Below are 21,379 nucleotides of genomic sequence, written 5' to 3' on the forward strand. Positions count from 1 at the left end.
GGTTTCTGATAATATTTCAAACGTTAACACTATTGGCTATAGCAGAAAAGAAATTACGCAAGTTACCAAAATTTCAAATGGTGTAGTTTTGGGTGTAAGCTCACCAGAAGTTAGAAGAGCAGTTGATAGCTTTCTTGTAAATGCTTCAAGGCTTCAAACCGCCAAATTATCAGGTGCAGAAACACTAAATTCTTTTCAAGATAGATTGCAACAATTTACTTTTGGCAATCCAAATTCCAGCTTTACAATTGGTTCAACATTAAGCTCATTTTTTGGCAGGCTTGAAGATTTATCAAATGAAACATCAAGTGCGGTAAAAGCAAATTTAGTTTCAACCGCGGGAATAGATTTTACTAATACAATTTCTTCGGTTTCCTTAAATATTCAGAGGGAGAGATATAACGCTGATCAAGATATTTCTAATTCCATAACTGAGCTTAATTTAATCCTAAGGAATTTATCAGATATAAATAAAGCTCTAAGACAAAATTCATTAGCTGATGGAAGTAATAATTCATTACTTGATGCAAGGGATAGCGAAATACTTAAACTTCAAAAAATTTCTGCTGCCAATTTAGATTTTAACGAATTCGGACAAGTGCTAGTATCTTTCAAAAACACTGAGATTCTAGGCTTAAACCAAAGATATGAAATTGTTTATAATAGGGCTGGCTCAGTTGATGATTTTGTTAATGGTGCAACCCTTGAAAGAATTGAAGCTATAGCTCTTGATGAAAACGGCAACAGAACTTCAAAAATAGAAACTTTGCTTTCAGCCTCTAATGATGATGAAAAAATAAATAATTTTGGAGATGGAAAAATTTCTGCACTTATAAAAATTAGGGATAATGATTTACCAAATATCCTCTCTCAATTAGATGAATTTACTTTCACTTTTGCTGAAAGGTTTAATGAGGCTCATAATAGCGGAACTTCCTTCCCACCTCCAGCATCGCTAACTGGTGCATCAAGCGTAAAATTATCAGATGCTTTTTATTTTGATGGAAAATTTAGGATTACCCTTCTTGATGTCAATGGTGAGCCTTTGACAAATAGATACGGCGACCCAATGATTCCGCTAACCATTGATATGAATGAATTTAATGGCACAGGCGATGGAAAAGGCATTGCATCAGTTCAATCTATTATCGATGAAATAAATAATTATTACGGCACACAATTTAACCAAACCATAAATATAGGCCCTGCAAGAGATATAAAAATCGCTGGTGTATCTGAAAATATTACTTCTGTTAAAGCTTCTGGCAATATAGCTTTCGCTTCAAACCCACTTAATGGAGAAAATATTTTAATAAATGGCGTAACGATAACCTTTGTTAGCTCATCACCTTCTGGAAACCAAGTTTTAATTGGTGCAAATCTTGGTGAAACCATGAATAATTTAACAGATTTTCTATCAAACTCTGCAAACTCATCAATTCAAGCTGGAGAATACTCTAACTCTAATAACCAGCTAAATATTAAAGCAAGACTTTCTGGGGTTACTGGAAATGGTATTACAATTTCTGCTGGCACAGCAACAGGTGCAACAGCAAGTGGTGCAAACCTCTCCGGCGGTGCTAATGCAAGTGGAGATTTCACTTTTGATTTTGATTTTTCAAATTTGGCAACTGACGGCAAAGATATAAAATTTGATGTATCTTCAATATCAATAAATGGCGGTGCTGCTTCTGCGGTAACATTTAATGAATTTACTCAAAAGGCAGGTGAAAGAACTAGAACAGATAGAAACGGGGTTAATGATGATAGCCTTACCATCAGCTTAACAGGTCTTGGACTTGAACAAGATGAAACATTCACAATTTCAGCAACTATAAAAGTAACTGATGGAAATGGCGTAGAATATGATGAAGTTGTTACTTTCCAACTTAGAGTTCCAGACCCAGAAACCGGCTCAACACTTAATAAAAGATTTGCTGCAATTTCAGTTTCTGGCACAGGCGATGGCTCAGTTATAAATGCAACAAGTAACAACCCTTTCTTAAATGCATCTATAGTAAATGCAAATGGCGATGAAATTAATAGAAATGATATAGACGGATTTTTTAGACTTCAAACAGCGAATGATACTATTAGATTTTCCATAGACCAATTAGACAGCAAAGAAAGAGGGGTTTTCGGTGCAGCAGACCCTGCTTCAACCGCAACTAATTATGGTATGTCGCACTTTTTTGGAATGAATAATTTTTTCTCTTTTGGTGGCAAGCAAGAAAATTCATCACTCAATATAAAAGTTAGAGATGATATTAGCAAAACCCCATCTCTTATCGCATCAGGAAAAGCCGTTAGATCATCTCAAAATGGCTTAAATGCTGTTTATACATATGAATTAGGTGCAGGCAATGGCGATGCCCTTAGAGATATAGTTAAAATTCAAGATGAAAACTTAGTTTTTGAATCTGCAGGCACTTTGCCTAGGTTAAGAACTACAATTGGCAGTTACGCTTCTGAGATATACAGCTTTGCAGGTGTTTTAGCAAATAAAGCAGAATCAGATTTTGAAAAAGAACAATTACTTGATAGCACAATTCAACAAAAATTAGGTGCAGTATCAGGGGTAAATTTAGACCAAGAAATCGCAAGCACTATTAGATATCAAACCGCTTATAGTGCATCTGCTAGGGTAGTTTCAATAATAAGAGAATTATTTCAATCTCTTGAAAGTGCGTTAACAACTTAAAAATTATAATTTATGCCAAGTACCATACAATTATATAATCAATCAATTTCGGATATTAAAAGATTGCAAAATGATTTATTTTCTAACCAAGCTAAAATTGGTGCAGATAGTATTGCTTCAACATATAAAGAGCTAGGCTCAAATATCAGCGTTATTGAGGGTTTCAAATCTTCCATTGAAAGAAGTGATAGATTTATAAGTAGTATTGATCAAGTTTTAAGAAGGCTTGATACAATGTATAGAGCCGTTGATGATATTGTGAACACTGCTATAAACTTCAGAAAATCTCTCGGATTAGAAGCAACTTCAACTAACTCATCAGTTTTTAATTTAACGCAAGAAGCAAACTCTACACTGGATAGAATAAGGGGTTCGCTTAATGAAAAAGATGGGGCTGCCTTTGTTTTCTCGGGTGCTAAATCAGATGTTGAGCCAGTAAATGACTTAAAGAATTCAACTAATATTCTAAACGGACAAAATACATCAAATTATTATAATGGTGATGATTTTATTTCCAAAGTTTCAGCTTCAGTAACTTTAGAAGTTGATTATGGCGTTACGGCTTCAAACCCAGCCTTCAAGAATTTAATCGCTTCTATTAATAGAGCAAAAGCAACTGAAGCCTCAGGTGAAGGTGCAAATTATGACCAAGCTGGAACTGAGTTAGAAAATGCTATAGATGAGTTAATCTCTTTAAGGGCAAGTATTGGCAATAACACTAAGGTTTTAGAACAAATGCAGGAGTTTCATACCAGAGCCAAAGCAACTTTTGAAATTAAATTTGATGAGAAAAACTCTCCAGATATAATTGAACTAACAACTAAAACTTCTCAATTAACTGCTACTTTGCAGGCTTCTTATTTGAATTTTTCAAAAATAAGCCAGCTCAATTTATCAAGTTTTTTATAGGTAAAACTCTAATTGCTTTTGTTAGATTAAAATTTTATAATCAAAATATAGGTTAAAATGTTGTCATTAATGGAAAATACTGAAAAACAAAATTCTTACAATGAACTAGGAACGGAAGGTATTATCTCAGTTCAGGGCAGGTTTGGCGAATATCAAATTGATACCTCTAAAGCTATTTATTTCCCCCGTGGCATACTTGGCTTTAAGCCAGATATACATTTTGCCTTAGTTAATTTCAACAAGCAAGGGCTTGAAAATTTCAAAGTTTTGCAATGCGTTGAAGATGCAAACCTCGCTTTGCCAGTTCTTCCTAGCCCACTAAAAAACAACATAATTGATTCAAAAGATATGCAGGAATGCATTAAATCCCTTGATTTATCAGAAGAAAATACCGCTGTTTTGTTTATTTCTAGCTCAACTAAAAAATCTGATGGCAATTATGATGTTTTTATCAACGCAAAAGCCCCGATAATAATTGATACACAAAATCAAGTTGCTGTGCAGTATGTTTTCACTAACGCAAAATATTCAATCAAGCATAAGATATAATTTTTCAAATATACTTTACACTTGCGTTTTGATATAATTAATTCTTATAAAATTAAGAATTATATTATTTAGAATGGATACCACACCGCAGGAACATAGCAAAACCGCATACGCTGGCGATAATCTTCTTAAAAAGATTGAATCTTACAACCCAGATTTTAACCGCAAATTTGTTAAAAAAGCTATTGATTTTGCGATTGAATATCACGGCTCTCAACTTCGTGCATCTGGCGACCCATATTATCATCACCCGATTGCAGTGGCGGAAATCGTCGCGGATTTACACCTAGATACTGGCTCAGTGGTAACAGCACTTTTGCACGATACTGTTGAAGATACTGATGCCACTTTAGATATTATAAAACAAGAATTTGGTTCAGAAATTGCACATCTTGTTGATGGCGTTACAAAGCTAGACAAAATTAATTTCAAAACTGAAAATGAAAAAAACGCTGAAAATTTTAGAAAATTATTAATCGCAATCTCAGAAGATATAAGGGTTCTGCTAGTAAAACTCGCAGATAGGTTGCATAATATGCGAACGCTAAATTTTATTGCAAAGCCTGAAAAACGCTTGAGAATTGCTAAAGAAACGATGGATATTTACGCCCAACTTGCTGAAAGAATAGGCGTTCATAAAATTAAAATGGAACTTCAAGATTTATCTTTTAGAGAGCTAAATTTTGATGCATACAATTCGGTAATAAGTAGGTTGCAATATCTTCGCTCACAAGATAAAAATATAATCCCCCGCACAATAGAAAGCCTTAAGGGTAATTTAGAAAAAAATGGCATTAAGGCTGAGGTTTCAGGGCGTGAAAAAATGCCCTACTCCATCTGGCAAAAAATGCAAAAAAAGAAATTCGGCTTTGAGCATATCACGGATATTATCGCTTTTAGAATCATCTGCAATTCTGTTGAAGAATGCTATAAAGCACTAGGCATAATTCACACAAATTACCGCGTTGTGCCTAGTTATTTTGATGATTATATTTCTACTCCAAAAGCAAATAATTATCAATCAATTCACACCGTTGTAATGGGTGATGATAACCAAAGAATTGAAGTTCAGATTAGAACTAAAGAAATGCATCAAGTGGCGGAATATGGTGTTGCTGCACATTGGAGCTATAAACAAAATGTTAATTACGGCGTTGATGGCACTCAATTTCGCTGGATTAGGCAATTATTAGAAATTCTTGAAAATGCCTCTGATCCTGATGAAATCTTGGAAAACACCAAGCTAGAAATGTATAATGAAGATGTTTTCTGCTTCACACCAAAGGGGGATTTATTCGTTCTGCCAAAAGGTGCAACCGCATTAGATTTCGCATTTGCTGTGCATTCTGGAGTTGGCAGAACTTGCGTTGGTGCAAAAGTAAATGGAAGGCTTGTGCCACTTAGAACAAAACTTAAAAATGGCGATCAGATTGAAATTTTACAATCAAAAGTTACTGCAATCCAGCAATCTTGGGAGGGCTTTGCAAAAACCGCAAAGGCCAAATCTGAAATAAGAAAATTCATTCGTAATAAAAAAATGGGCGAATATTCTGTGCTTGGAAAATCAATAGTGAATCAAATTTTCTTGCAGAATAATTCTGAACTTGATGAGCAAAAAATCCTGCCTCTTCTTGATAAATTTAGAAGAAAAACTCCGCAAGAATTATACTCTGCAATCGGTGAGGGTATGATTGCTAGAATTGAAATTATCAGAGAATTATTCCCTGATAATAACCAGCTTGCAAGCCGTCAAAAAGATGAAAGCGGAGCATTTGAAACTATTGATAATGAAATACCGCTTAAGGGTTTAACTTCGGGCGTTTCCGTTACTTATGCGAGCTGTTGTAACCCATTACCCGGTGAAAAGATTGTTGGTATTCAGCTACCAGTTGGCGGAATTGCAATCCATGCCGCTGATTGCACTGAGCTTGAGCAATATGTTGATCAACCTGACAGATGGATTGATTTGAAATGGGACGATGAATCAAATAGTGGAAAATATCTCTCTCGTGTAGATGTAACTTGCCTTAATAAACCTGGGGTTTTGGCAGAGCTTGCGAATTTATGTGCTAAAGCTGATGCAAATATTTATAATGTTCGCATCAAAGGCAAAGGCAGGGATTTCTGCAAAATCACTATGGATTTAGAAGTTAAAGATGTTCAGCACCTTAGAAAAGTTGAACAACAACTCAGAACCTCAGAATATACTTCATCAGTTAAAAGAAACAGAGACACTCAGAAGAAAACCTAGAAAGGTGATAAAATATCTGCAACTTGGTTGCCAATTCTTGGCTGTTGGATATCATCAATTACGCCTGCACCACCATATGAAATTCTAGCCTCTGCAATTTGCTGTAGAGAAACTTCATTATTAGGTGTAATATCTTCAGGCCTAATAACACCTTTAACGGTTAGTTGCCTTAATTCATAATTAATTCTGACTTCTTGACTGCCATAAATTGCAAAATTTCCATTCGGCAAAACTTTTGTAATTACAGCTGCAATAACTGTGTTTATATTCTCCGTTCTATTTATAATACCTTCACCCCTATTATTCAGAACGGTTTCTTGATCAAACAAATTAGCTGGATTGCCTTTTGAACCAGAAACAACCTTAGTTAAACCAGCTAGCTTACCTTGCAAGCCAAAAACTTCAGGAACTCTAACATTATCATTCTCAGTTCTTCTACGCTCTGTTCTGTTATTAACTTGGGCTCTATCTTGCACTGCAACTCTAACGGTTACTATGTCGCCAACTTTTCCTGCACGCTGATCTTTGAAGAAAGTTTTTGAGTTCCCGTCCCACAATGAATTTGAAGATGCTGGCTTAGTATATTTTGGCAATTCAGCCGGCCATTGAAATGTAGGGTTTTGAACCTTTTGCTCTGACATTGGTGGTTTTTTTCCTAGCCATTCAAGCCTATCAAGCTGAGAGGTTGAGCATGAACTTAACAATAGCGAAAGCAATAATATGTTAATTTTCTTTTTTTTCATTTTTATAAAATTCTAAAACCTAATTCGTTAACATTTTCCTAACTCCATTATCAGCAATAGATTGAGAATTAGAGTTAAAATTTGCGATAACAACATTTGGCTTATCAACCATCGCGGTAAATTCCTTACCACTTTCAATATTTTTTAACCTTATAATTTCCCCTTGCCTACCATCTGAAAGTGCCATTGCGGTAACTTTTACTTCCATATTTTTAATTTTGAAAATCGCTAAAACGGCTTTACCTTTTTTAATAATTATGGGGTTTTCAATATCATTTTCAGTAATTTGCATTCCTAAATTAATATTTTTTGTAGCAATTTTACCGATTAAAGAATCATATTCATTAAGAGCTTTATAGATAAATTTCTCCTCTGGAACATAGCTTATAGATAGTTTTTCTTGAGTAATAGCCTCACCTTTTTTAATTAAATCACCAGCAACTATTACTTTTTTACTTTCAGTAAATTTACCTTTTGCAGAGAGGAAATATTTTTCAGATTCAGGTGACAAAACAATTTCAAACTCTCTAAATTCTCTATTAATATTAAACTTAGAAATTTTGAATTTTTCATCAATACCTGATTTTTCAACCTCCTCAAAGGTAAAATTTCTAGGCGTTCCTTCCCTTGTAATATAGCCATATTTAACACCATATAATTTATTTTCTAGGTTAGCTGAGATAATCTCTGAAGTTTTTTTGGATAATTCTTTTATTGAAAAATATTCTGAATTACCCTCCAATTTAACTTCAATATTATCAGAGGCTAAAATATTGCCAAAAGCTACAAAGGCTAACGCTAGAAATAAAAATGATTTTAATAAGTGCTTCTTCATTCAAATTCCCTGTTTTAATTTTATTATGATTTATCATAAACCCCCCAAAGGTTTAGCTCTTTAAACATCAAGTGTCACCCCGCATTTATTGCGGGGTTAATTATAAAACACGCACAAAACATAGTCTTAAATTTAATTTCTATGGTTAACCCCGTGACAAGCACGGGGTGACATTTGCAATTAAGGTTCAAAAATCCATTCTTAGAAAAAACCATTTTTATTACCTTATATTATTAATATTAGATAACATTTCATCAGTTGCAGAAATTATTCTTGAGTTCAGCTCATAGGCTCTTTGAGCCTGAATTAAAGTTGTAATTTCTCGCACGGCATCAACATTTGAATTTTCTACAAAGCCCTGCTCTAAAGTTCCCAAACCATTTAACCCCGGGTTTCCAAGTAATGGTGTTCCAGACGCAAAGCTCTCTTGGAGTAAGTTATTTCCCACAGATTTCAAACCTCCATCATTCATAAAAGAAACCAAAGCAAGCCTGCCTAAATTTTGTGGCTGCAAATTACCTGGTATTAGTGCAAAAACCTCACCTTGAGGGTTGATGGTTATTTCTGTAGCATTATCTGGAATTGTAATTGCAGGCTCAACAACAAAGCCTTGTGCATTTACCAAAATACCTTGGTTATTAATTGAAAGCCTGCCCGAACGAGTGAAGAAAATATTTCCCTCTGCATCTGTAACTTGAAAATGCCCCCTGCCCTGAATTGCAACATCAAAAGTATTCCTAGTTTGAAGAAGTGGCCCTTGCTCTAGGTTTCTAAGAACCCCAACCGTTTTTACACCCAAACCAATTTGGCTGTTATATGGTGGAATATTTCCTCCCACGGTTGATTGCACACCTGCACCACGATTTAGATTTTGATACAGCAAATCCTGAAAATCGGCAATATTTGCCTTATAACCTGTAGTATTCAAATTCGCGACATTGTTAGAGATTACCTCAACATTTGTCTGCTGTGCTGACATTCCCGTTGCTGCTATTTGTGCTGCTCTAAACATAAATTACTTTATAAAAATTTACTTAATAATAACCCTAATTAGAACCAGCAATTCTTGATACAGCATTTCTTTCTAGCTGATATTGTGTATCAATTATTTTTGCTAATTGCTGAACACCTCTTGAAACATCAATCAATTCAGTAATTTGCTTAACTGACTGAACATTTGATTGCTCAACTACACCCTGTGCAATTTCATATTGATCAATTGTCAACTGCTCAGGTGCTTCAGAAGATGAAAAATTGTTATTTCCAACTTTAACAAGTGAACTTGGATTTTGAAAAGTTACCACGCCAATTTGACCACGAATGGCGGAAAGACCATTATTTTTAACTGTAACCTCACCATTTCTATCAATTCTTATTTCTTGATCGTCTGGCTCGAGCGTTATTGCACCAGCATCACCCTGCAAAATGTATCCCTGTTGAGTTGAAAGTTGTCCTTGATCATTAATTGTAAAAGAGCCAGATTTTGTGAATCTTGTTCCAGCAGGTGTTTCTAGCTGAAAATATCCATCGCCTTGAATAGCAACATCTAACGGCCTACCAGTTGACTTAAATGAACCAGCAGATAAATCAGGTTGAATAATCATTTTAGGCACGGGATTAGCTTTACCATTTATTACCTTGTTATCATTTAGATAAACAGCTAAATCAGATTTGAAGCCAGATGTATCGGAGTTTGCGACATTATTCGCTAGAACTTCCATTCTGCTGAATAAGGTTTTCTGTCTTGCATATGCGATTACTGTAGCTTCCATAAAATTTTTAATGCAAATTTTTCTTACTTACATTAGAGAAAGCATTTTTCGTGCCAATTTTTTACCCCCAAATCGGCAATTTTTGCATAAATAATTGTGGCAATTTCTTTTTGTTGCGATATTATCACAATACAAAATTTGCCGGATGTTTTATGCCTGTTGAAGGACCTAAATTTATATTGAGCATACCTCAGTTTCTTAAATGGGTTAGTGGAGGTGTAGTTTTTATTGGATCTATTTACTATTTCACCACCGCCTACGCAGATATAAATAGGCAAATTTCAACTGGGCCTATTAAAATCGATGGATTAAATTCTAACACTGATACATTAGCTTTATCACAAAATTACAATATTCATATTTATAATAGTTTTTTTTCAGCTAATCAGCATTTAAAATTTTCAGTTTTCAATGGAAATATATATGATTATAGAGGCGAACCAATCAATACAACGCCTAGGCTAGAAAATTTTTTAACTATATTTAGCAAATCTCTCACTAACTATTCTGGCAATAAAGAATTAGTTAAAATCAAAAGGCTTTTGGGAGATATAGCAGCAAAAGGAGATCCAAACTCTATTCTTGCCAGAGCTTATTATGGCTTAGAAAAAGGCAGTGATGGTAAACCGATAGATTTAAGTGGCTTTGTTAAATCACCAAACTTGCCCATCTTGGATTATATTAAAACTCAAATTGAATCTGGAAGATTTTCTAAAAATGGAAGCTATCTTTTTAACTATGAAGGAAAAGAGGTTAACTTTACCGCCTTTATAAATAACAACAAAAATGGACCACTTTTCAAAGAATGGGCATTAGCAGAATTTATAAAACACACCAATTCGTTGATAGCCTCTCAAACTAATCATGAGGAAGCAAAATTAGTTTTGCAAAGTAGAGAGAGTGCAATATCTAAATTTTCTAGAGATTATAATAAGCACCCATTTATTGAAGTTACGGAAGAAGGAAGGCATAATTTTCTAAGCAAAACAGACTTCAAAATAGATCTTAAAAGTGGAAATTTATTTGTTGATAGTGAAATATTTACCCCAGTAATAAAAGAGAAAAACACATTTCAGAGAATTGGTGATTTTTTTTATAAAAAACCAATTTATGAGGATAACAAATTTGAAGACCCAACCTTTAAGTTAAAAGCAGCCTTAGTATCAATAAAAAATCAACCCAATGGATTTAATGCAATTGCGTTAGCCCTAACCAATGAAAATAGTAATCTTTATATCTACGCCAAAGGCAACCAAGAATTTAGAGATTTCTTAACTGAAAGCATAGGTATTAATAAAATGCATATTCCACATACTAAAAGTATAGATAATAAAATAATCGGCTCTAGTAATACCAATGATAATAATCACTTAGGAGTAAATACTAGAACTCCAAATATACATAATCCAAAAAATTATAAAAACAAAGGAATACCATCTCCCCTTTGTAAGACACATATTACTATCCCAGCAAATCCTCACTTTGCAAGGGGAAGAATATAAATATATTTGTGTTGCCTTACCTCAATTATTAAAACAGAATATAATTTAAGCCAGTATTAAATAATAAACCCACTAAAATTTGAACAAATTTTTATTCATAAAAATCAATATGTTAAACTATTTTAGTGTTATAATGGCAACATAGCACTTTGAGGAAATGTTCTTTTATGATACAATAATCTCACACAGGCAATTTAACAAACCTGTGAACTAAAATAGGAGAATTTATATGGTAAACTTCAAAGATTGGACATTAAGAAATTTTGGTGATGTTCTACTTCTTGGATTACTCACTATAATAACCGTAACGATATTCCACATGATAGTATCACCACTTTTGGTAACTATCCTTCCTGCAGTTTTTACAGCAAAACTGACAATTACTGATACATTGTTGTTCTTATTATTAACCGTTTATTTAGGTAAGAAATAAAATTACCTTTAGATTTTAACTTACAGCCCCGCCCTAAACCAGCGGGGCTTTTTTATACCTATAAAGTACCCAAAACCTTTACTTTCTTTAGAAAATTATTAAAATCCTATAAAATAGGACTATAAGCTACACTAATGCATTAAAGCCAACAGAAACATCTATTCAAGGCCTAACCTTAACAGATAAATTTGCTGATACGCTTGGTAGTTCATTAGACTGGGCTTCTAGCGGAATTAATAAGCATCTTGATAAAATCCCCAATAAAATTACAGTTGCACACGCAACTGATTTTCTTACTTTAACCAGTTATGCTGCGATAGGTTTAATCCCCACTCTTACAGATGGTGCAGCTTTTGACTGGGGCGATGCATTAACAGCATTAGGTGCAGGCTTGATAATTGTTCAGGATTTAGTTAATGGAAAAAATAGAAACCACGAAAGCAACTCCATTGTAAAAAATCTCTTTTTAGATGATACTATTATATCTAGTTCACAATTAGCAAAATTAAGCTTCAAAATTATTCAAGATGAAGAATTTAGAAAGGAATGTGCTTTCAATCTCTTTAAAAAAAGATATCATGTAAAACTGCGCAAATTTTGCGAAGATTATTTATTAGAAAACGGAGGTATTGATGTTACTCCTTTTGTATTCAATGGTTATATAGAACGAAAATATATCTTTGAAAAAAATGAGGTTAAAGATTGGATAGAAAATCAAAATAAAAGAAATTTTAATAAAGATCCAATTATAGCTGAAACTTTTAAAATAATTAATAGAACTTTAATTATAAGCGGTAAGATACAAGAAATGTATAAGCAGTATAATTGTAGATATGATGAAATTTTACTTAATGAAACTCTTCTATTTGAGGAAAAATTTTCAGAAAACAATACTGACTTCATTTCTTTTATAAAAAATATTTTCAGCCATAAACAATTAAAACAACTTAATGATGATGATGCAATAAATCATTTAGCAAACTCTTATCCAAAAGACAAGTTTACTTCACTTCAAAAATCGGCCTCATATGAAACCTCTCTATTAAACGAAGAATTTCTTACGAAATTAAATAAACTTGCCTTTGAGTCAATAGAAGAAACCCTCAAAGATGCGTTTGCTTTAGAAAAAACCATTGAAAAAATATCACCAAAAAGCAGAGAAGTTTATAAAAGAGCCTCTGAGTTAGAAGGGGATGCACTAATTTGGCACAAACTTATGAACTTCAAAGAATTTCCAGATGATATAAAGGCACTTCTTTATCTTGGTATGTCAGCTGGGCTAGTTGGTTCTGGCTTAGCAAATCTAGAGCCTCTAAAAATTTTAAGGGGAGGCATTTTAGGGCAAGCCGCAAGATATTGGAAATTTTATGAACCACTAAGAAATCCAAAGGAACTTGTTAATAAATGGGATTACGATTGGGTTAGAAAGCCTTTTGCTATTATCACGGAAAAGGCAAAAACCCTAATTGGCTTGAGCAATGAAGAAGGAAGAATTAATAAAAAGCTAGAAAATCTAGAAAAAAGAATGGTTACAACAGGCATGGATGCCTTTCAAACTTCTATTGAATCTAAATACCCATCTTTAGGGCAATCTGTTTGGGAATATGCCAAGGGTGATTTAGTCTCTGCAACCATTAGGGGGATTGGAGCTACTATTGGAATTTTCTCCGAGGTATTAATGAAATTAGAACTTTCTAAAATGACAGATGATTTTTATTCAGGCATTAAGAATAGATATTACAAAGCAATTGAAGATAAATATAAAACAAACTCAAATGCAGAAACCCAACGAACTAGATGATAAAACTTTTGAGCAAATTATAGAAGCTGAAAAAGCCACTTATCAAGTAAGTGATGAAGCTTATAAAATAATTTTACTTGTTAAAGGTGAAAATAATGGTGAAAAATTATGGGCTTATGTTCATATGTTTCCCTCCAAGGCAAAAGAATATCTTGCACTTGATGGAACAAAGCAAGTTGAGCTAGAAGATTTTGGAGAAATTATATTCTCTGGCACTGGTGAAAACCCACCAGAAGAAATAATCCAAAAGATGAAAGATACATACAAAATCGACCAAGATTTTGAGTCAAAAATCGAACAAGCTGTGGAAGAAAATTTACAAAAACTATCTGAGTAAAACTAAATTAAAGTTCAAGCTATTTCCTACTTGCTAACGGCAGAACTTTGCGATTAACTTCACCAGTATATAACTGCCTTGGGCGACCGATTTTGTGATCAGGATCAGAATACATTTCTTGCCACTGCGTAACCCAACCGGCAGTTCTTGCTAATGCAAAAAGCCCAGTGAATATTTGGGTTGGAATTCCCATCGCTTTGTAAATTATTCCTGAATAGAAATCCACATTAGGGAATAATTTACGAGACACAAAATATTCATCTTGCAGAGCAATCCTCTCAAGCTCCTTCGCAATTTGTAACTGCTTGTTATTTTTATCCCCAACTTCTGCCAAAACTTCATCACAATATTTTTTGATAACTAAGGCTCTCGGATCATAATTTTTATAAACCCTATGACCAAAACCCATTAGTTTTACTCCAGAAGTTTTATCTTTAACCTTTTTAATAAATTCAGGGATTTTATCAACTGAGCCAATCTCATCAAGCATTTCAATAACGGCTTCATTCGCACCACCATGAGCTGGCCCCCAAAGTGAAGATATACCCGCACCAATGCAAGCAAATGGATTAGCTTGTGAGGAACTTGCCAAACGAACGGTTGAGGTTGAGGCGTTTTGTTCGTGATCCGCGTGAAGGATAAGCAATTTATCCATCGCCCTAGCAAACACAGAGGAAACCTTATATTGCTCACAAGGCACGGCAAACATCATATGCAAAAAGTTTTCCGCATAACTCAAGTGATTTTGCGGATACATAAAAGGTTGCCCAACTGAATATTTATAAGCCATTGCAGTTAAAGTTGGCATTTTAGAAACCATACGGATAGATGCAACTTCACGCTGTTTTGGATCATTAATATCAAGAGAATCGTGATAGAACGCTGAAAGTGAAGCAACCGCACCAACTAAAATCGCCATAGGGTGAGCCCTTCTTGGAAAGCCAGAATATAAATTGCGAAGCTGTTCGTGAACCATCGTATGGCGTGTAATTGTGTTCACAAATTCAGCTTTTTGCTTTTCATTTGGCAGTTCACCATAAAAAAGCAGATAAACAACTTCTAGATAATCACAATGTTCTACCAAATCTTTAATATCATATCCACGATGCATTAAAATGCCCGCATCGCCATCTATATATGTGATTTTTGACTCACAAGCCGAAGTTGAAATAAACCCCGGATCATGAGTAAAAACCCCACCAGATTTATGAAGATTGCGAATATCAATCACATGCGGGCCAGTTGTGCCTTTATATACTGGAAGCTCAACATCTGGGCGGTTTTCACCAGTTAAATTAAATTTTATTGTCGCGGTTCCAATTTGCTCTGCCATAAAAAATTTATTTTGTTTATAGCAAACTACTTTGAAGAATTAGAAAGAATTAGAAAGAAAATAATTTTTAAGTTTTTTTAAGGAATTAAATTTTTTCCAGTTGTATTTGTGTTACTTATTTTGGTTAAGGATCTTAAATCTATCCTTAGTTAACAATGACTATAAATAAAAAATAATTTAATTTATTTTTTTTAAATTTCTGCTATGTATAAACTTATAACTTAATCTTTTATTATGAAAAAACTTTTTACAATTTTTGCTTGTTCTTTACTTCTAGTTTCTTGCCACAGAAATATGGATAGCAATGTTTACACTCAAAATAATACAATAGGTGTTGTTGTAGAAGGTGAGGTGGTTTCAGCAAGGCAAGTCCAAGTTAAAGAGACTGAAAGACTTCAAGATAACGCACTTGGTGGTTTGGCTGGCGGTGTAGGCGGTGCAGTTGCTGGTAGCGGAATTGGCAAGGGAAGAGGCTCTACGCTAGGTGGTGTAGGTGGTGCGGTTGCTGGTGCGGCTGTTGGTGCATTAATTCAAGATGCACTTTCAACAACAAAAGCAATGGAATATATCGTTAAAGTTACCTCTGAAGAAGGTGCAACAACTGGCAGAAGAAATGATATCAGGCTTGGTAGAAATGGCATTTCAGATAATGTAAAAAATAGTATTGATTCTGGAAATACTAAAACTAAGTTAATCTCAGTTGTGCAGGGTATGGATGTAGTTTTTGGTGTTGGGCAAAAAGTATATGTTGCATATAGCGATGATAACAGAGCAAGGCTAATAGCTAGGTAGGTGTTTTGATGGCGCATTGCTAACTAAGGGTAGTTTTAAGCTGCTTAACTACAAACTATCACCCCGCATTTATTGCGGGGGTAATGGTTGAAAGCATTTCTAATGTTCAAATTTTGAGCTAGTTTCATGTTTAACCCCGCAACAAGTGAGGGGTGAAAATCATTTTTTAATCCTTCTTCTCGCTTTCTTTATATTTTATTAGCACTTGGTTTACAGATACATTATCGCCTTTCTTTACAAGTACTTGATCAACAATTGCATCTCTATCAGCATATAAAATATTTTCCATTTTCATTGCTTCAAGAATTGCGACATCTTGCCCACGATTTACAACTTGTCCAACCTGCACTTTAATATCAACTATCGCACCTGAAATTGGTGCAATTAAATCTTTTGAAAGATAGGATTTATCTTCTTTAGGTAGATATTTTTCAAGCTCTGCAATTCTAGGGGTGCGAACTGAAACTTTAGATTTTGAACCCATATGAGTTAGGATAAAACCGCCATCAATATGTTCAATTCTCACATTTGCGATAACTCCATCAATCACGCCTTGCCAAAGTTTGCTACCAAGAACAAACTCACTTTGAACTTCAAAAGTTTGATTTTCAAAATCAATTAAATAGGTAATTTCATCTTTCTTTTCATAAGAAATATTGAATTTTTGATCGTCAACAGCAACTACCCATCTATTAGGAATTTTACGACTTCTTCCCGGCACTTGCCCTGAAATTCTTGCGGCTCTAAAAGCATCTTTTAAGTAAATAAAAAGCCCTGCACAAAGCATAACTTTTGTTTTATGTTCATTAAGAACCGCCCCAGAGAATCCTTGCGGATACTCATCAGCGATGAACTTAGTTGATAGCCTGCCTTCCCTAAATCTTGGGTGTTCCATTATCGCTTCAAGGAAGTCAATGTTATTAGAAATTCCTGAAACAACATATTCTGATAGTGCAGTTTGCTGCCTATCTATAGCTTCCAGCCTTGTTTTGCCATAAGTAATAAGTTTTGCAACCATTGCATCATAGAACATTGAAACTTCACCACCTGCGTAAATTCCGCTATCTACGCGAACATTTTCAGATTTTTCAGGCTCTTTATATTCAGTGATTCTGCCAGTTGAAGGCAGGAAGCCCCTTGAAGGGTCTTCGGCATAAATTCGGCTTTCCATCGCCCAGCCAGAGAGTTTTATATCACTTTGTTTGAAAGGCAATTTTTCACCAGAGGCAATTTTTATCATCAGCTCAACTAAGTCAAGCCCAGTTACAAACTCAGTTACAGGGTGTTCAACTTGAAGCCTCGTATTAATTTCTAAAAAATAGAAATTTTTGTTTTGATCCATAATATATTCAACCGTTCCAGCATTTGCGTAACCTACCAATTTTGCAAGCGCCACAGATTGCCTATACATTTCTGCACGAGTTTTATCGTCCATAATTGGTGATGGTGCTTCCTCAATAACTTTTTGGTTATTCCTTTGAATTGAACATTCTCTTTCGCCCAAACAAACAACATTTCCGTGTTCATCGCCAATTATTTGAATTTCAATATGCCTTGGGTTTTCAATAAATTTTTCAATGAAAATTCTCTCATCGCCAAAACTTTTTCGAGCTTCATTAGTGGTTGATTTGAAGGCTTGCGGAACTTCTTCCTTCTTATAAACAATTCGCATACCTTTTCCGCCACCACCAGCTGCGGCTTTCATCATAACTGGGAAGCCAATTTTCTCAGCAATTTCTGCTGCTGCAACTTCATCTTTAATTTCACCCTTAAAGCCCGGAACAACGCTTACGCCAGCTGCTTCAGCGTGTTTTTTGGCCTCAATCTTATCGCCCATATATGAAATAGCTTTAGGGAAAGGGCCAATGAATTTTACATTGATTTTCGCAAGCCTTTCTGCAAATTCCGCACGCTCTGAAAGGAAGCCATAACCGGGGTGAACCGCATCAGCACCGGTTTGAAGCACCGCATCAATTATATTTTCAATATTCAAATAGCTTTGTGATGATGGTGAAGGGCCAATGAAAACCGCCTCATCAGCCTCAGAAACATGGAGGGAATTAACATCAGCTTCAGAATAAACTGCAACGGTTTTAATGCCCATTTTTCTGCAAGTTCTAATAATTCTGCGGGCAATTTCACCACGATTCGCAATAAGAATTTTCTTGAACATAATTATATATTAAATTTTCAAACTTGCTTAATATAATGATTATTTCAAAAAAGCAAATTTAGAAATTTATGATTGAAATCTATATTTCAAAAAAAGCAAGTGATGAAGTGCGAGCTGGATTTCCTTGGGTTTATAACTCGGAAATCCTTAAAAACTCTATGCTTGAAACTTTAGAGGCAGGCGAGTTAGTAAAGATTTTGGATAACAAAGGGAAATTTTTGAGTATTGGATATTTTAATTATAAATCAATAATTTCAATAAGGATATTAAACCAAAATTCACAAGAAAAAATTGATAAAGATTTCTTCAAAACAAGAATTAAAAATGCTGTTAAAAAAAGAGAAAAATTTTCTATAAAGCAAGGCAATTTTAACACAAAATTTTGTCGTTTAATTTTTGGTGAAGCCGATTTTCTACCCGGTTTTATAGTTGATTCTTATGGCGATTATCTCTCCTGTGAAATTACAACTATGGGAGCCTTCAAATTGAAGCAGTTTTTTCTTGATGCACTTTCTGAAATTTCGCAAGCCAAAGGGTTGATTATTTCGATTAATCCATCTGATAAATCAGAATTTCTGCAAGCGGAAAAATTTGTTATTGGAGAAATTCCTGAAATTATTGAAATTCAAGAAAATGGAATTTTTTATTATGCTAACTTGCAGGAGGGGCAGAAAACCGGCTGGTTTTATGATCAGAGAAGAAATCGTGGTTTTTTGACTTCTTATGCGAATGATAAAAACTTCTTGGATTTATTCTCTCATTCTGGTGGTTTTGGAGTTTTAGCGGGCGTTAGGGGTGCAAAAAATATCTTTATGGTTGATAGCTCAGAGTTAGCTCTTGGGCTTGCAAAAATTTCCGCTAAGAAAAATAATATTTTGGAAAAGTGCAAATTTATTAAGCAAGATGCATTTGATTTTTTGAATAAATATAACCCAAAAGATGAAATATTTTTTGATATAATTTCTGCTGATCCCCCAGCTTTTATTAAGGCTAAAAAATATGTTGAATCTGGAATGAAGGGTTATGAGAAATTGGTTCAAGGTTGTTTGAATTTATTTGATTTTCAAAATGTAAGTGATGAAAAAAAATATTTTGCATTAACTTCTTGTTCGCATCACGCTGAAAAATCTAGGCTTAAAAAAGTTGCAGAAAATGTCATTTTGAGAGAGGCAAAAGATCTAGAATATAAAAAACTTAAATGCGAATTAATCGCAGATTTCTCTGCCGATATAGACCACACCCCCCACCCTAAACTTGCTAAAACAAATTACCTAAAATTTCTTTGTTGGGGGATTAATTAATATGCGTTAAATAGCTACCACCGCCACCAACTGCCTTTTTTATGCTCTGGAATGTGTTCTTCTCCAAAGGTATCTGGTGGTAAAACATCTCTGTTTGCATACACACACTCTCTCTTGGGATAGAAAAAGGGTTGTTCGCAGAGCTAACTTTACTATGTGCTAGATCTTAATGGCGAGGTTTCAAGAATCTCTGAGAAGATGGATTTTGGAGGGTGAGTATGCGTAGTTAAATTATAAGTCTCTAGCTGTAACTATTTTAGGACTAACAATATTTCCCGATCTGTGGTCATTAAATTGTATCAATGATATGTCCGGGTTGCCGTTGTGGTGCATATGTAACCTTGCTGCAGTCTCCATATTTCCGTAGGAGTATGCTATTCTAGCAGCTGTTAAATAAGTTCTTCCTTCTGCTGTTTCGTAAGGAAATTGTGTGGCATCTATTTTGTCAGCCTCCATCCATTGACTAATTTCAGGTTTTCCAAAAATATTTTCTCCGTGTTGAGCATATTCTTCTCGAACAAGTTGAGCCCATCTTCCATGAACAGTTTTGCGTCTCATCATTTGCTCAAATGAAATATCAAAATCATGATCTATTTGGCACTTAGGTGCAAATAGAATTTTGTTTCCAGTGCTTCTTATGTAAGCCATCATTTCCCTGTCTTCTGCACTTCCATATTTAGGGTTGTAGCCACGCTCTTGAAAAGTTTTATAAGAAATTACATGGTTATAGCCTTGTAGCATTTCGCATTCGTTTCCAGCAAATTTTGATAAAACCCTACTTGAATTATTATTTATTGCGGATTTTATTGGTAGATTTCTATTCTTACCAAAAATCAAGTTAAAGTCATCAGTGGTACACCCATGTACTCTAGTTGCAACCACATTTGCTTCCATGTAGGCTTCGTATAATCCAACCTGAGTAGCCTTCATTATACCAACTGTACCACATAAAGCACCAACATTCTCTAAATCGAATTCATCAAGATATGAATTTAGATTTATTATATAGTCTGGGCGCATTTTTGTATCTGAATCTGTTACTATAACCCACTCCGTATCATTCGTTATATTTTTTATTGATAAATTTCTTGATTCTCCAATTGTCGAGGGTCTTCTTAAAAAAGATGTATTTAAGTTTTTTAGCCCTACCTTTGAGGCTATATAGTTTATAGTTTCCTCATGATCTTCTGTTGTTTGTGATACAAAAAGTGATACTGGTATATCATCAAAACCACTTCTTGATATTGCTTCTTTTATAGCCTCTAGATGAGCAAGCAAATAAGGTATGCAAGGAGGATGCGAAATTGTTGATATTCCTATTTTATTTTTTTGCATCATTACATTTTAAGTTATTAAAATTTTTTAAGGTTTGTGCTAATAACGAATTCTCTACCGCACTAGCCCTAATAGTGACTCTTGGATCTTCATTAAACGTAACCCCTCTATCAGAAAGCAAGCATTTTAACACATCGTTATCGGGTGAAGTAGCAATTATTCCAAAATTTCCTTCGTGGGTTAAATTTAATTTGCTTTCGTCAGGTAATATATTGTTAAGCAGATCGAAATATTGTCTTAGAACGCTTAAATCATTTTTATTTTTGATTGAAAAGAATATTTCATTATTTGCAAAAAAATATATTTGATGCTCTGGTTTTCTAAAGTCATGCATTTTTAGATAATTTTTTGCCAAGTTTAGCTTTTTTTCTGTATTTCTAACCCCTTCAATATATTGGTTAAAAAGTTTATCTAATCTGCGTAAATCAGCCGTTTCAAACCTTTCTACGCCATTTTGAGAAACATTGCAAGGAGTGCAAGCAAATGCAGGGGTGTTACCTATATCATACAATCCTGAAATATTTACTGATATGTAATGTTTTTTAGGTATCTTACCAAGCAATGATTTCACAAGCTCAACATTAGAGATTGCTCCTCCAGTGCTAGGGGACC

17 protein-coding genes are annotated in these 21,379 nt (G+C 34.3%); 9 read left to right on the plus strand and 8 right to left on the minus strand.

Features of this window, described 5'->3' with window-relative positions:
- The 4 genes from SFT90_05060 to SFT90_05075 all read left to right on the plus strand — a co-directional run.
- Nucleotides 1-2,701 (plus strand): flagellar basal body rod C-terminal domain-containing protein (locus SFT90_05060; GenBank protein MDX1949851.1); only part of this gene is annotated, 2,701 nt, incomplete at its 5' end.
- 12 nt (nucleotides 2,702-2,713) lie between these two features.
- A complete protein-coding gene (locus tag SFT90_05065; protein MDX1949852.1) occupies nucleotides 2,714-3,610 on the plus strand; it encodes a hypothetical protein in 897 nt (298 codons plus the stop codon).
- Nucleotides 3,611-3,667: 57 nt separating this feature from the next.
- Nucleotides 3,668-4,159, plus strand: a complete 492-nt coding sequence (fliW, locus tag SFT90_05070; GenBank protein ID MDX1949853.1) for a flagellar assembly protein FliW — start codon at nucleotides 3,668-3,670, stop codon at nucleotides 4,157-4,159.
- Nucleotides 4,160-4,232: 73 nt separating this feature from the next.
- Nucleotides 4,233-6,410 carry a bifunctional (p)ppGpp synthetase/guanosine-3',5'-bis(diphosphate) 3'-pyrophosphohydrolase gene (locus tag SFT90_05075; GenBank protein ID MDX1949854.1) on the plus strand — a complete coding sequence of 726 codons (2,178 nt, stop codon included), beginning with the start codon at nucleotides 4,233-4,235 and terminating at the stop codon, nucleotides 6,408-6,410.
- Here the strand turns inward: SFT90_05075 and flgH are convergent.
- From flgH to SFT90_05095, 4 genes are all read right to left on the minus strand, one after another.
- The gene (gene flgH / locus SFT90_05080) at nucleotides 6,407-7,153 is read right to left on the minus strand and encodes a flagellar basal body L-ring protein FlgH (protein ID MDX1949855.1); all 747 of its coding nucleotides are present in this window, start codon (nucleotides 7,151-7,153) and stop codon (nucleotides 6,407-6,409) included. The genes SFT90_05075 and flgH overlap by 4 nt on opposite strands.
- A gap of 19 nt (nucleotides 7,154-7,172) precedes the next feature.
- Complete coding sequence (flgA, locus tag SFT90_05085; GenBank protein MDX1949856.1) at nucleotides 7,173-7,988, minus strand: flagellar basal body P-ring formation chaperone FlgA; 816 nt, start codon at nucleotides 7,986-7,988, stop codon at nucleotides 7,173-7,175.
- A gap of 220 nt (nucleotides 7,989-8,208) precedes the next feature.
- Nucleotides 8,209-9,000, minus strand: coding sequence for a flagellar basal-body rod protein FlgG (gene flgG, locus SFT90_05090; GenBank protein MDX1949857.1), 792 nt, complete (start codon nucleotides 8,998-9,000; stop codon nucleotides 8,209-8,211).
- A gap of 34 nt (nucleotides 9,001-9,034) precedes the next feature.
- Entirely contained in the window at nucleotides 9,035-9,760 is a 726-nt protein-coding gene (locus SFT90_05095; protein MDX1949858.1) for a flagellar hook-basal body complex protein, read from the minus strand.
- Between the two features lie 152 nt (nucleotides 9,761-9,912).
- On the opposite strand from SFT90_05095, the gene SFT90_05100 reads away from it, so the two are divergent.
- From SFT90_05100 to SFT90_05110, 3 genes are all read left to right on the plus strand, one after another.
- Nucleotides 9,913-11,262, plus strand: a complete 1,350-nt coding sequence (locus tag SFT90_05100) for a hypothetical protein (GenBank protein MDX1949859.1) — start codon at nucleotides 9,913-9,915, stop codon at nucleotides 11,260-11,262.
- 824 nt (nucleotides 11,263-12,086) lie between these two features.
- A complete protein-coding gene (locus SFT90_05105) occupies nucleotides 12,087-13,496 on the plus strand; it encodes a hypothetical protein (protein MDX1949860.1) in 1,410 nt (469 codons plus the stop codon).
- The gene (locus SFT90_05110; protein MDX1949861.1) at nucleotides 13,471-13,833 is read left to right on the plus strand and encodes a hypothetical protein; all 363 of its coding nucleotides are present in this window, start codon (nucleotides 13,471-13,473) and stop codon (nucleotides 13,831-13,833) included. Before SFT90_05105 ends, SFT90_05110 begins: the two co-directional genes overlap by 26 nt.
- A 19-nt stretch (nucleotides 13,834-13,852) precedes the next feature.
- Here the strand turns inward: SFT90_05110 and SFT90_05115 are convergent, their stop codons facing one another.
- The gene (locus SFT90_05115; GenBank protein ID MDX1949862.1) at nucleotides 13,853-15,166 is read right to left on the minus strand and encodes a citrate synthase; all 1,314 of its coding nucleotides are present in this window, start codon (nucleotides 15,164-15,166) and stop codon (nucleotides 13,853-13,855) included.
- A gap of 234 nt (nucleotides 15,167-15,400) precedes the next feature.
- On the opposite strand from SFT90_05115, the gene SFT90_05120 reads away from it, so the two are divergent.
- Entirely contained in the window at nucleotides 15,401-15,958 is a 558-nt protein-coding gene (locus SFT90_05120) for a glycine zipper 2TM domain-containing protein (protein MDX1949863.1), read from the plus strand.
- Between the two features lie 166 nt (nucleotides 15,959-16,124).
- Here SFT90_05120 and SFT90_05125 read toward each other — a convergent pair whose 3' ends face one another.
- Nucleotides 16,125-18,131 (minus strand): acetyl/propionyl/methylcrotonyl-CoA carboxylase subunit alpha, encoded by a 2,007-nt coding sequence (locus SFT90_05125; protein MDX1949864.1) that lies wholly within the window; start codon nucleotides 18,129-18,131, stop codon nucleotides 16,125-16,127.
- 68 nt (nucleotides 18,132-18,199) lie between these two features.
- Here SFT90_05125 and SFT90_05130 point away from each other — a divergent pair, with 68 nt between their 5' ends.
- Complete coding sequence (locus SFT90_05130; GenBank protein MDX1949865.1) at nucleotides 18,200-19,432, plus strand: class I SAM-dependent methyltransferase; 1,233 nt, start codon at nucleotides 18,200-18,202, stop codon at nucleotides 19,430-19,432.
- 231 nt (nucleotides 19,433-19,663) lie between these two features.
- Here SFT90_05130 and SFT90_05135 read toward each other — a convergent pair whose 3' ends face one another.
- On the minus strand, nucleotides 19,664-20,770 hold the full coding sequence (locus SFT90_05135) for a glycosyltransferase family 2 protein (protein ID MDX1949866.1): 1,107 nt from the start codon (nucleotides 20,768-20,770) through the stop codon (nucleotides 19,664-19,666).
- On the minus strand, nucleotides 20,754-21,379 hold a 626-nt coding region (locus SFT90_05140; protein ID MDX1949867.1), incomplete at its 5' end, for a hypothetical protein. The genes SFT90_05135 and SFT90_05140, both read right to left, overlap by 17 nt.

The organism is Rickettsiales bacterium, from assembly GCA_033762595.1.
Classification (GTDB): domain Bacteria; phylum Pseudomonadota; class Alphaproteobacteria; order Rickettsiales; family UBA8987; genus JANPLD01.